Genomic DNA, 12,288 nt, shown 5'->3' with positions numbered 1-12,288 from the left:
GAGCGCGGCGGACGCGGACTGAGGGGACCAGGGGTGCCTGTCAGTGCGGACGGTTAACGTTCCCCGTATGGAGCGTGGGCCGCTGAACCGACGGGAGCAGGACATCCTCGCGCTGGAGCGCCGGGGCTTTCCCGGCCCCGGCGCGAAGGAACGCGCCATCCGTGAGGAACTGGGCCTCGCCCCGGTCCGCTACTACCAGCTCCTCAACGCCCTGCTCGACGACCCGCGGGCCCTGGCGCACGACCCGGTGACGGTGAACCGGCTCCGCCGGGTCCGGGAGGCGCGACGGGCCGAGCGATGAGGCCGGGTTCACGGTTCGGCACGGCCCCGTGCGGTTAGGTTCGCCCTATGGGCAGCCCTGACACACACACGACGGACCTTCCCGAACCGGTCACCCCGCAGGGGCGCGACGGCCTGCGCGCCCTGCTGGCCCGCCCCGGCGAGGCGGTGATCGCCCTGGACTTCGACGGCACCCTCGCGCCGATCGTCGCCGACCCCGAGCAGGCCCGCGCCCACCCGGACGCGGTGCCCGCGCTGACCGCACTCGCCCCGAAGGTGGCCGCCGTCGCGGTGATCACCGGCCGTCCGGCCGAGGTCGCCGTGCGGCACGGCGGCTTCGCGGACGCCCCCGGCCTGGAGCACCTGGTGGTCCTCGGCCACTACGGTGCCGAACGCTGGGACGCGGCCACCGGCGAGGTCACCACACCCGATCCGCACCCCGGCGTGGCCGCCGTGCGCGCCGCGCTGCCGGGCCTCCTCACCGGCATGGAGGGGGTCCGGACCGAGGACAAGGGACACGCGGTCGCCGTGCACACCCGCCGCGCCGCCGACCCCCAGGCCGCGTTCGAGGCGCTGCGCACCCCGCTCGGCGACCTCGCCCTCCGCCACGGCCTGATCGTCGAACCCGGCCGCATGGTCCTCGAACTGCGCCCGCCGGGCATGGACAAGGGCGTGGCCCTGGAGCGCCACGTCCGCGAGATCGGCGCCCGCGTGGTCCTCTACGCCGGCGACGACCTCGGCGACCTGCCCGCCTACACCGCCGTGGACAAGCTCCGCGCCGACGGCACCCCCGGCCTGCTCGTGTGCAGCGGCAGCGACGAGGTCACCGAGCTGCGTGAACGCGCGGACGTGGTGGCCGACGGCCCGGAAGGTGTCGTCGCCCTGCTGAGGACGCTGGCGGACCACCTGTCCTGACCCGGCCGGCCGCCCGACCGCGCCGACCGCCGACGGCTGCCGGGCGGCCGGCCGGAGTCCCGGCCGGCCCGGTCAGCTGCCGCTCTGTCCGGTCAGCGCCGTCAGCTGGTCCAGGAACCACTGGGCCGGGGGCAGGGCGGTGGCGGCGGCGGTGAGGCGCTTGGTGCGGTCCGCGCGTTCGGACAGGGGCATGGTGAGGGCCCGGTGCAGCGCGTCCGCCGTGCCCACGATGTCGTACGGGTTGACCGTGACCGCGTCCTCGCCCAGCTCCTCGTGGGCGCCGGCCTCCCGGGACAGCACCAGCGCGCAGCCCTGGTCGGAGACGACCGGCACCTCCTTGGCGACCAGGTTCATGCCGTCGCGGATGGGGTTGACCAGGGCCACGTCGGCCAGGCGGTAGGCGGCCAGGGAGCGGGCGAAGTCGTCCTTGACGTGGAGGACCACCGGGGTCCAGTCCGCGGTGCCGTACTCGTCGTTGATCTCCGCGGCCAGCCGCTGCACCTCCGCCGTGTAGTCGCGGTAGACGGCGAGGTCCTGACGGGAGGGGTAGGCGAAGGCGACGTGGGCGACGCGTTCGCGCCACTCGGGGTGGTCGGCGAGGAGCTGCCGGTAGGCGAGCAGGCCGCGGACGATGTTCTTGGACAGCTCGGTGCGGTCGACCCGGACGATCGCCTTGCGGCCCTCGCCGATCTCGGCGCGCAGCGCGGTCATCCGCTCCTCGACATCCGCCTCGTGCGCGCGCCGGCGCAGGAAGTCGGCGTCCGCGCCGAGGCCGTGGACTCCGATCCGGGTGTCGCCGACCCCGCCCGCGAACGCCTCGCAGCACGCGGTGAACGCGTCCGCCCAGCGCCGGGTGAGGAAGCCGAGCCGGTCCGCGCCGAGCATGCCGCGCAGCACGGCCCGCGCGATGTCGTCGGGGAGCATCCGGAAGTACTCCGGCGGCGCCCACGGGGTGTGCGAGAAGTGCCCGATCCTCAGGTCGGGGCGCAGCTCGCGGAGCATGCCGGGGACCAGCACCAGGTGGTAGTCCTGCACGATCACCGCGGCGCCCTCGGCCGCCTCGGCCGCCAGCGCCTCGGCGAAGGCCCGGTTGTACGTCTCGTAGGACGCCCACTGGCGCCGGAACTCCGCGTCGAACACCGGCTCCAGCGGCGTCTGGTACAGCATGTGGTGGACGAACCACAGCACCGAGTTCGCGATGCCGTTGTAGGCGTCGGCGTGGACCTCGGCCGGGATGTCGAGCATCCGCACGCCGTCCTCGCCGATCCCGCGCCGCACCGCCTCGCGGTCGCCGTCGCCGAGCGCGGAGCACACCCACAGCGCGCCCGCGTCCGGCCCGATCGCCGACAGTCCGGACACCAGTCCGCCGCCGCCCCGCTTGGCGTGCAGCGAACCGTCGTCGCGAACCTGGTAGGAGACGGGGCCACGGTTGGAGGCCACCAGTACCTGTGCAGCACCTGACGTCGAAGCCATGGTCCTCAACCTAGCCCGCCCCCCAACCGCTCAAACGTACGGTTCGGCCGTATACCGGAGGCTCCGGCGCGTTACGCGACCCGGCGGGCCGCGTACTCCGCGATCTCCGCCATCGGCGGCCGCTCCTCCGTGTCGACCGAGTAGGTCCGCGGCTCGAAGCCGTTCCCGACCCGCTCGAACTGGGTCAGCTGCGGCCGGACCAGATGGGAGCGGGCCAGCCGCAGCTGGGCCGTGCGGTATATGGCGGCGGACATCCGGCCGAGCGCCTGCCCGTCCTGGTGCCGGTGCCTGCGCACCCCGACGTCGACCTGGGCGAGCGCGTCCAGGCCCACCAGGTGCAGCGCGTCGACCAGCATGCCCAGCTCCACCCCGTAGCCGACGGGGAACGGCAGCCGCTCCAGCAGCGAGCGGCGCGCCGCGTACTCGCCGCCGAGCGGCTGGACGAACCCGGCCAGCTGCGGCCAGTGCATGTTCAGCAGCGGGCGGGCCATCAGCTCGGTGACCCGGCCGCCCTGCCCGGCCGCGGTGCCCAGCGGCCGGTCGTACATCGCCTTGACGAGGTGCACCTCCGGATCGGTCAGCAGCGGGCCGACGATCCCGGACACGAAGTCCGGGGAGAACTCCCGCAGATCCGCGTCGACGAAGCAGACGATGTCCCCGCTCGTGACGAGCAGGGACCGCCACAGCACCTCGCCCTTCCCGGGGGCGGCCGGAATGCGCGGGAGTATCTCGTCGCGGTGCACCACGCGGGCGCCCGCGGCGGCGGCCACCTCGGAGGTGCGGTCGGTGGAGCCCGAGTCGACGACGACGACCTCGTCGACCAGCGGGACCTGCCGCATGAGGCCGCGGCGGACGGCGGCGACGATGTCGCCCACCGTCTCCTGCTCGTTGAGCGCGGGCAGCACGACACTGACCGTCTGGCCCGTGGCGCGTTTGGCGGCCAGGATCTTGTGGAGGGGTCGATCGGTCACGGACCAGGAGCGGGTGCTCAGCCAGCGCTCGACTTCTTCCAGCACAGTGCGCGGCTCCTTAGCGTTCTCGGCGAGTGGCGATGATCGGTCTGTGTTGTGATCCATCTCGCGGTTCGGACGACTATCTCAACTGTCCTGGCCTTCGGTTACAGTCTTGGACAACGCTGATGACCATCGCATGTCGGGGGTCGCCCGCGTTCCACAACCGCATACAGCTCATCCAGAGGGGCAGAGGGACACGGCCCGATGAAGCCCCGGCAACCCTCCAGCCGGTCTCGTAGATCACCGCCGATCACGCCGATCGTATTGATCGCTTTCGCGAGGCTCCCGGCTAGGGAAGGTGCCAAATCCGTCTCACGGCGAAGTGCGTCGTGAGGAAGATGAGGAGAAAGGGCCTCGCCTCACATGGCTGTGCAGACTGTTGCAAGCACCACGAATTCCGCTGCGGCTTCGACTGCTTCCGACTCCGCTTCCCCTTCCACGGTAGACCTCGGCCCCGCCGCCGCGCTGTCCTGCCGCGAGTGCGGCCACCGCGTCCCGCTCGGCCCGGTCTTCGCCTGCGAGGAGTGTTTCGGCCCGCTGGAGATCGCCTACGACTTCTCCGCGTACGACGCCGAGGAGCTGCGCGGGCGCATCGAGGCGGGCCCCGCGAACATCTGGCGGTACGCGCCGCTGCTCCCCGTCCCGGCCGACGTGGCCGGCAAGCCGAACCTCAACCCCGGCTGGACGAAGCTCGTCCAGGCCGACAACCTGGCCCGCGAGCTGGGTGTCGAGGCCGGCAAGCTCTTCGTGAAGGACGACTCGGGCAACCCGACCCACTCCTTCAAGGACCGTGTGGTCGCGCAGGCCCTGGAGGCCGCCCGCGCGTTCGGCTTCACCACCCTCTCCTGCTCCTCCACCGGCAACCTGGCCGGTGCGGTGGGTGCCGCGGCGGCCCGCGCCGGCTTCCGCTCGTGCGTGTTCATCCCGCACGACCTGGAGCAGGGCAAGGTCGTCATGGCCGCGGTCTACGGCGGCGAGCTGGTCGGCATCGAGGGCAACTACGACGATGTGAACCGCTTCTGCTCCGAGCTGATCGGCGACCCGGCGGGCGAGGGCTGGGGCTTCGTCAACGTCAACCTGCGGCCGTACTACGCGGAGGGCTCCAAGACCCTCGCGTACGAGATCTGCGAGCAGCTCGGCTGGCGGCTGCCGGACCAGATCGTGGTCCCCATCGCCTCCGGCTCCCAGCTCACGAAGATCGACAAGGGCCTCCAGGAGCTGATCAAGCTCGGGCTCGTCGAGGACAGGCCGTACAAGATCTTCGGTGCCCAGGCCGAGGGGTGCTCGCCGGTGTCGGCCGCGTTCAAGGCGGGGCACGACGTGGTCCGCCCGCAGAAGCCGGACACCATCGCCAAGTCCCTGGCCATCGGCAACCCGGCGGACGGGCCGTACGTCCTCGACATCGCCCGGCGTACGGGCGGCGCGGTGGAGGACGTGAACGACGAGCAGGTGGTCGACGCGATCAAGCTGCTGGCGCGGACGGAGGGGATCTTCGCGGAGACGGCGGGCGGTGTGACCGTGGGGGTCACCCGCAAGCTGATCGAGAGCGGTGCCCTCGACCCGTCGCTCACGACGGTCGTCCTCAACACCGGGGACGGTCTGAAGACGCTCGACGCGGTCGCCGGCACGGGGCTCACCGCCACCATTCGTCCCAGCCTGGAGTCGTTCCGCGAGGCCGGGCTCGTCTAGACCGTCGTTCGCTGCGGGCCGGTGGGGGCCGGTCGCGCAGTTCCCCGTGCCCCTAGGTCTTTCCCCTGAACCGGAGGTTTCATCGTGAGCGTCACCGTCCGCATCCCCACCATCCTGCGTACCTACACCGGTGGCCAGGCCGAGGTCTCCGCCGAGGGCGCGACCCTCGCCGAGGTCATCGCCGACCTGGAGAAGAACCACACCGGGATCGCCGCCCGTGTGCTGGACGACCAGGGCAAGCTGCGCCGGTTCGTCAATGTGTACGTGAACGACGACGACGTCCGGTTCGAGCAGGGGCTGGAGACCGCCACGCCGGACGGCGCCGGTGTGTCGATCATTCCCGCGGTCGCCGGCGGCTGCTGACCGCTGTCACACGCTGTTCATCGAATTGCCCCCTCCGTGAGAGATGCGGAGGGGGCAATTCCATGTGGTTGAGCGCGGTAGAGTTGGGGAACCCGCCGTACTTTCCAGGATGTGGCTGCGTCGAGAAGCAGCCAAAATCGGCGGCCTTTTTGCGCCTTTCGCTCCTTATGCCGGGCCCGACTTGCCCCGAATCCGGATGAATTCTCCGTAAATAACCGATCACCGGTGCCCGGATTTCTCGTCCGATTGACCTGTTGCAGACGGCAGTTGGACAGATACATTCAGCCGCGGTCGACGCGTTCCGGCGCACGCCCCCAACGACTGGGGGGTGAGGTCTGACCCGGATCCGCGAAGTGTGGATCTGTGCAAGGGCCAGTAATAGGGGAGTTAGGCATGGCTCAGGGCACCGTCAAGTGGTTCAACGCGGAGAAGGGGTACGGCTTCATCGCGGTCGACGGTGGTGCGGACGTCTTCGTCCACTACAGCGCGATCCAGATGGACGGGTACCGCACCCTGGAAGAGGGCCAGCGGGTCGAGTTCGAGATCTCGCAGGGCCAGAAGGGCCCGCAGGCCGACATGGTTCGCGTCACCGCCTGAACGATCTACCCCGAAGGGCTCGCACCGTACGCCGGTGCGGGCCCTTCGGCGTGTGCGGGACCCGCCGGGCGGCTGTTCGCCGACCGCTGAGTCCCCGCCGGACCCTCGAAGGCGCTTGCACTCGATGGGGGCGAGTGCTAATCATTGCGTTAGCACTCTGAAGGTGAGAGTGACAACGAAGGACCGGGTCGGTGAGGCCGCAGGCCAAGTGGGGCAAGGAACCACGAGGCAGGCAGGCCGTCCGTCGCGGGCGCGGGCGCGGTCCGAAGGAATCACCCCCAGTCCTGGAGGGACCACTTCACATGGCCAAGATCATCGCGTTCGACGAGGAGGCGCGGCGCGGCCTCGAGCGCGGCATGAACCAGCTCGCGGACGCCGTGAAGGTGACGCTCGGCCCCAAGGGCCGCAACGTCGTCCTCGAGAAGAAGTGGGGCGCGCCCACGATCACCAACGACGGTGTCTCCATCGCCAAGGAGATCGAGCTCGAGGACCCGTACGAGAAGATCGGCGCCGAGCTGGTCAAGGAAGTCGCCAAGAAGACGGACGACGTCGCCGGTGACGGTACGACCACGGCCACCGTTCTCGCCCAGGCGCTGGTCCGCGAGGGCCTGCGCAACGTGGCCGCCGGTGCCAACCCGATGGCTCTGAAGCGCGGTATCGAGAAGGCCGTCGAGGCCGTCTCCGGTGCGCTGCTCGACCAGGCCAAGGAGGTCGAGACCAAGGAGCAGATCGCCTCCACGGCCTCCATCTCCGCCGCCGACACCCAGATCGGCGAGCTGATCGCCGAGGCCATGGACAAGGTCGGCAAGGAAGGCGTCATCACCGTCGAGGAGTCCCAGACCTTCGGTCTGGAGCTGGAGCTCACCGAGGGCATGCGCTTCGACAAGGGCTACATCTCGGCGTACTTCGCCACCGACATGGAGCGCATGGAGGCGGTGCTCGAGGACCCGTACATCCTCATCGCCAACTCCAAGATCTCCAACGTCAAGGACCTGCTCCCGCTCCTGGAGAAGGTCATGCAGTCGGGCAAGCCGCTGCTGATCATCGCCGAGGACGTCGAGGGCGAGGCCCTGTCGACCCTGGTCGTCAACAAGATCCGCGGCACCTTCAAGTCCGTCGCCGTCAAGGCCCCGGGCTTCGGTGACCGCCGCAAGGCCATGCTCGGCGACATCGCCATCCTCACGGGCGGCGAGGTCATCTCCGAGGAGGTCGGCCTCAAGCTGGAGAACGCGACCCTGGACCTCCTGGGCCGCGCCCGCAAGGTCGTCATCACCAAGGACGAGACCACCATCGTCGACGGCGCCGGCTCCGCCGACCAGGTCGCGGGCCGCGTGAACCAGATCCGCGCCGAGATCGAGAACAGCGACTCGGACTACGACCGCGAGAAGCTCCAGGAGCGTCTGGCGAAGCTGGCCGGCGGCGTGGCCGTCATCAAGGCCGGTGCCGCCACCGAGGTGGAGCTCAAGGAGCGCAAGCACCGCATCGAGGACGCCGTCCGCAACGCGAAGGCGGCCGTCGAGGAGGGCATCGTCGCCGGTGGTGGCGTGGCCCTGCTGCAGGCCTCCCAGGTCTTCGAGAAGCTGGAGCTCGAGGGTGACGAGGCGACCGGCGCCCAGGCCGTGAAGCTCGCGCTCGAGGCCCCGCTGAAGCAGATCGCCGTGAACGCCGGCCTCGAGGGCGGTGTCGTGGTGGAGAAGGTGCGCAACCTGACCCCGGGCCACGGCCTGAACGCCGCGACCGGCGAGTACGTCGACCTGGTCAAGGAAGGCATCATCGACCCGGCCAAGGTGACGCGCTCCGCGCTGCAGAACGCCGCGTCGATCGCCGCGCTGTTCCTCACCACCGAGGCCGTCATCGCCGACAAGCCGGAGAAGGCCGCCGCGCCGGCCGGCGGCGGCATGCCGGGCGGTGACATGGACTTCTGATCCCTTCCGGATCGGACTCGTCCCACGCCGAGGGCGGCACTCCCAGTTCGCTGGGGGTGCCGCCCTCGGGCGTGTCCGGGGTCACAGGAGCGGGGCGGAATCAGGGGGCCGGCTCCCCGGTTGGGGACCGATGCACACGCACATACCGCCTGGTACCTCAAGGAGCCTCCTGGTGACCCTCACCGCCGACACCCCGGCCGCCCGTGCCGCGCAGATCCTCGCCCGCCCCGTCTCGATCAACGGCCTGACCGTCCCGAACCGGATCGCGATGGCCCCGATGACCCGCCAGTTCTCCCCGGGCGGCGTCCCCGGCGCGGACGTGGCGTCGTACTACGCGCGCCGCGCCGCCGCCGGCGTCGGCCTGATCGTCACCGAGGGCACCTACGTCGGCCATGCCTCGGCCGGCGAGAGCGACCGGGTGCCGCGCTTCCACGGCGAGGAGCAGCTGGCCGGGTGGGCGAAGGTCGCCGAGGAGGTGCACGCGGCGGGCGGGAAGATCGTCCCGCAGCTGTGGCACATCGGCATGGTCCGCAGGGCCGGCCGGCGCCCGTTCCCCGAGGCGCCCGCCGTCGGCCCGTCCGGGCTGCGTGTCGACGGCACCGAGGGCACCGGCGAGGCGATGACCCAGCGGGACATCGACGACGTGATCGGCGCGTTCGCGGAGGCCGCCGCGGCGGCCGAGCGGATCGGCTTCGACGGCGTGGAGATCCACGGCGCCCACGGCTACCTCGTCGACCAGTTCCTGTGGGCGGGCACCAACCGCCGTACCGACGCCTACGGCGGCGACCCGGTGGCCCGCACCCGGTTCGCCGCCGAGATCGTCACCGCGGTCCGCGAGACGGTCTCCCCGGACTTCCCGGTCGTCTTCCGCTACTCGCAGTGGAAGCAGGAGGCGTACGACGCCCGGCTCGCCGAGACCCCGCAGGAGCTGGAGGCCATCCTCACGCCGCTCGCCGCGGCCGGTGTGGACGCCTTCCACGCCTCCACCCGCCGCTACTGGCTGCCGGAGTTCGAGGGCTCCGACCTCAACCTGGCCGGCTGGACCAAGAAGCTCACCGGCAAGCAGGCCATCACCGTCGGCTCGGTCGGCCTCGACGGCGACTTCATCCACGCCTTCACCGGCGCGGGCGCCCCGCTCGGCAGCCTCGACAACCTGCTGGACCGGCTGGAGCGCGACGAGTTCGACCTGGTCGCGGTGGGCCGGGCGCTGCTCCAGGACCCGCTGTGGGCCCAGAAGGTGCTGGCGGGCCGGTTCGACGAACTGGCGCCGTACGACGCGGCGGCGCTGCGGACGCTGAGCTGACGCGAGCGTCGATCGCGGCGACGGCCGGGGCCCCGGGCGGGCGTCCCGGCCGTTCGCTTGTCCGGGGGCGGGCCGGGTTGCCGGTCCGGACCGGGTTGCCGCGGCGGCGGGCGGCGGGGTCCCTGGAGGCTGCCGCGGCGGGCGAGCCGGAGATGACGGGGCCAAGGCCTGGCCGTGCCCTACAGATTGCCCATCGGCTCGATGTCGACCCGGACCGGGATGCCCCACACCCGCAGCACCTCGTAGTCCGTGAACTCGTGCACCAGCCGGTATGCCATGGCGGGCCGCGATCCGCGCCGCTGGGCGGCCAGGTACAGCTCGGCCTCCCGGCGGTCCCGGCGCGGGGTGCCGCACAGCTGCCACTCCTGCCCGTTCCACAGCTCCGGCAGCCACCGCTGCTGGGGCTGCGGCCGGTCACCCCGCGTCCCGTACCGGGAGGGCGCGGTCGGGGTGGGCTGCTGGGCCGGGCCGGGGCCGTTGAACTCGGCGCGGCGGGCGGCCCGCCGCCGGGTCTCGCACAGCAGGCACAGATCGGGCGCGGCCTCGTCGACCGGCCCGTTCGGATGCTCGGCGCACCGGGTGCTGGGCGCGGCCGTGGTGACGGACTCCTCCAGCAGGTCCAGCGCCCGCCGCAGGTCCGCCTTCACCTCGTGCAGCCTGGCGTCCGGAGTGTCGGCGGTCAGCGTCTCCCCGTGCTCGCCGAGCAGACGGAGGGCACGGCCGAGGGCGGTGAGCTGGGCGTGGTTCATGGTTATCAGTCTGCGGGGCCGGAGTGCGGAAGGTGAACCTCGGGCGCGGGCGGCTCACGCGGCCGTAGATCCATTATCCGGGTGACCGGGGCCCGCTGTCACCGTCCCGCGGAATGATCTTTCTGTGCTGTTTGCGGCTTTACGGTGTCCGTATGACTCGGGACATCAACGCACTCGCCGCCGAACTGGTCCGCATGGCCGGGGACGACCACGCGGCCACCGCCCACGCCGACGCCGAAGACCCCGCCGAGCGGTTGCGGTGGCGGCGGATCACCGCCCGGCACGGGGACCGGCTGGACGAGATCATGGACGAGGTGGGATGGCCCACGGCCGAGCTGGTCGGGGAGGAAGCGGCGCGGGCCGCCTGGCTGGTCGCCCAGCACGCCGACCGGCAGCTCGACGTGCAGCGGCGGGCGTTGCGGCTGCTGGAGGCGGCGGTGGCCGAAGGCCGGGCCGGGGCGCGCGAGCTGGCGTTCCTCAAGGACCGCACGCTCGTCAACGAGGGGCGGGAGCAGATCTACGGCACCCAGATCGCCGGTGTGCGGGAGGACGGCTCGCCCGTGCCGTGGCCCTGTGCCGAGCCCGAGCGGGTGGACGAGTTGCGCGCCGGGGTGGGCATCGAGCCGTTCGACGCGTACGTCGCCCGGTTCATGCCTTCCTGAGCCCGAACGCGTACGTCGCGGCGAACCCGGCCGCATAGCCGGTGAGCAGCCCGCCCGCGTAGACCGCCGCCGTCGCCGCGAGGCCCCGCTCACCGGCCAGCAGCGGGAACAGGGCCCAGCCGGACGGGCCGATCGCCGTCGCGCCGACCGGGTCGCCGAGCATCGCGAAGACACCGAGGAACGCACCGCCCGCCGCGCCGCCGACGCACGCGGTGAGGAAGGGCCGGCCGAGGGGGAGGGAGACGCCGTAGATCAGGGGTTCGCCGATGCCGAGGAGACCCGCGGGGAGCGCGGATCTGATCGTCGTCCGCAGCGAAGTGTCGTGGCGGAGGCGGACGTAGACCGCCAGCGCGGCGCCGACCTGGCCCGCGCCGGCCATCGCGAGGATGGGGAGGAGGACGGTGCTGCCCCGCTCGTCGATGAGGGTGGCGTGGATCGGGATCAGGGCCTGGTGCAGGCCCAGCATGACGAGCGGGAGGAAGAGACCGCCGAGGAGGAGTCCGGCGAGGGCGCCCGTGGTGGTGAGGAGCCAGTTCGCGGCGGTGCCGATCGCGGCGGAGACCGAGCCGGCCGCGTACATCAGGCCGTACAGCGTGGCCAGTCCCGCGACCAGCACGGTCACCGTGGGGGTGAGCAGGACGTCCAGCGTGGCCGGGATCCGGTCGCGGCAGCGCTTCTCGACCCAGGTGCCCAGCAGGGCCGCCGCCAGCGCGCCGAGGACGCCGCCCTGGCCGGGGGTCAGCGGCAGCCCGAACGCCGTCACCTTCGCCACGCCCGGGAACACCACGACCGCCGCGACCGCCCCGCCCAGTACCGGGGTGCCGCCGAACTCCTTCGCCGTGTTGTGGCCGACGAACACCGCGATCAGTGACATGAACGCCGAGCTGATCGCGGCGAGGGCCGCGGTGAGCCCGGGAAGCAGGCCCGCGTTGACCAGCAGGCCGTTGACGCCGGCCAGGACGCCGCAGCCGATCAGGGCGGGGATCAACGGGACGAAGACGTTCGCGATCCGGCGCAGGGCCAGTTTCACCGGGGTCGCGTTCCGCTCGCGCCGCTCCTGCCGCAGCCGCTCGCCGCGCGCCGCGAGCCCGCCGGCCGGGCCGGGGGCGAGCAGCGCCTCGAACTCCGGGGCCACTCGTGCCACCGTGCCGGGGCCCAGCACGATCTGGTACGTGTCGTCGTCCACCACGCCGAGCACGCCGGGCAGGGCGCGCAGGGCCTCCTCGTCGACCAGCCCGCGGTCGGCGAGGCCGAGCCGGAGACGGGTCATGCAGTGGGCGACGGACGTGACGTTGCCGGGGCCGCCGACGAGGGGGAGGA

General features: G+C 71.9%; 12 protein-coding genes and 1 riboswitch. Of the genes, 8 read left to right on the top strand and 4 right to left on the bottom strand.

What is annotated here, in order from left to right:
• Positions 1–67: 67 nt before the first annotated feature.
• Together CCN42_RS12740 and otsB are read left to right on the top strand one after the other, a co-directional pair.
• Positions 68–301: a DUF3263 domain-containing protein gene (locus CCN42_RS12740; protein WP_086169612.1), complete on the top strand. Its 234-nt coding sequence runs from the start codon at positions 68–70 to the stop codon at positions 299–301.
• Between the two features lie 47 nt (positions 302–348).
• Positions 349–1,194 carry a trehalose-phosphatase gene (gene otsB / locus CCN42_RS12735; RefSeq protein WP_086735467.1) on the top strand — a complete coding sequence of 282 codons (846 nt, stop codon included), beginning with the start codon at positions 349–351 and terminating at the stop codon, positions 1,192–1,194.
• Between the two features lie 72 nt (positions 1,195–1,266).
• On the opposite strand, the gene CCN42_RS12730 is transcribed toward otsB, so the two are convergent.
• Together CCN42_RS12730 and CCN42_RS12725 are read right to left on the bottom strand one after the other, a co-directional pair.
• On the bottom strand, positions 1,267–2,667 hold the full coding sequence (locus CCN42_RS12730) for an alpha,alpha-trehalose-phosphate synthase (UDP-forming) (RefSeq protein ID WP_086735465.1): 1,401 nt from the start codon (positions 2,665–2,667) through the stop codon (positions 1,267–1,269).
• Between the two features lie 71 nt (positions 2,668–2,738).
• Positions 2,739–3,683, bottom strand: coding sequence for a glucosyl-3-phosphoglycerate synthase (locus tag CCN42_RS12725; RefSeq protein ID WP_086735464.1), 945 nt, complete (start codon positions 3,681–3,683; stop codon positions 2,739–2,741).
• 168 nt (positions 3,684–3,851) lie between these two features.
• Positions 3,852–4,025: riboswitch (SAM riboswitch) on the top strand.
• 18 nt (positions 4,026–4,043) lie between these two features.
• Between CCN42_RS12725 and thrC the strand changes: the two genes are divergently transcribed.
• The 5 genes from thrC (at position 4,044) to CCN42_RS12700 (ending at position 9,557) form a co-directional block, all read left to right on the top strand.
• Positions 4,044–5,369, top strand: coding sequence for a threonine synthase (gene thrC / locus CCN42_RS12720; protein ID WP_086735462.1), 1,326 nt, complete (start codon positions 4,044–4,046; stop codon positions 5,367–5,369).
• A gap of 84 nt (positions 5,370–5,453) precedes the next feature.
• Complete coding sequence (locus tag CCN42_RS12715; protein ID WP_086169607.1) at positions 5,454–5,732, top strand: MoaD/ThiS family protein; 279 nt, start codon at positions 5,454–5,456, stop codon at positions 5,730–5,732.
• 393 nt (positions 5,733–6,125) lie between these two features.
• On the top strand, positions 6,126–6,329 hold the full coding sequence (locus CCN42_RS12710; RefSeq protein WP_004986573.1) for a cold-shock protein: 204 nt from the start codon (positions 6,126–6,128) through the stop codon (positions 6,327–6,329).
• Positions 6,330–6,631: 302 nt separating this feature from the next.
• Entirely contained in the window at positions 6,632–8,254 is a 1,623-nt protein-coding gene (groL, locus tag CCN42_RS12705) for a chaperonin GroEL (RefSeq protein ID WP_086169606.1), read from the top strand.
• A 130-nt stretch (positions 8,255–8,384) separates the two neighbouring features.
• Positions 8,385–9,557, top strand: a complete 1,173-nt coding sequence (locus CCN42_RS12700; RefSeq protein ID WP_169731445.1) for an NADH:flavin oxidoreductase — start codon at positions 8,385–8,387, stop codon at positions 9,555–9,557.
• A gap of 179 nt (positions 9,558–9,736) precedes the next feature.
• Here the strand turns inward: CCN42_RS12700 and CCN42_RS12695 are convergent, their stop codons facing one another.
• A complete protein-coding gene (locus CCN42_RS12695) occupies positions 9,737–10,306 on the bottom strand; it encodes a hypothetical protein (protein WP_086169604.1) in 570 nt (189 codons plus the stop codon).
• 152 nt (positions 10,307–10,458) lie between these two features.
• Between CCN42_RS12695 and CCN42_RS12690 the strand changes: the two genes are divergently transcribed.
• Complete coding sequence (locus CCN42_RS12690; protein WP_086735459.1) at positions 10,459–10,968, top strand: DUF6624 domain-containing protein; 510 nt, start codon at positions 10,459–10,461, stop codon at positions 10,966–10,968.
• Here the strand turns inward: CCN42_RS12690 and CCN42_RS12685 are convergent.
• The coding region (locus tag CCN42_RS12685; RefSeq protein WP_107427587.1) for a PTS transporter subunit EIIC at positions 10,955–12,288 on the bottom strand (1,334 nt) is incomplete at its 5' end. The two genes, CCN42_RS12690 and CCN42_RS12685, sit on opposite strands and share 14 nt — an antisense overlap.

The organism is Streptomyces glaucescens (assembly GCF_002154375.1).
In the GTDB taxonomy this organism is placed as follows: Bacteria; Actinomycetota; Actinomycetes; order Streptomycetales; family Streptomycetaceae; genus Streptomyces; species Streptomyces glaucescens.
Note: the sequence above shows the minus strand (reverse complement) of the source record. Positions and strands in the feature narration are given on the sequence as shown.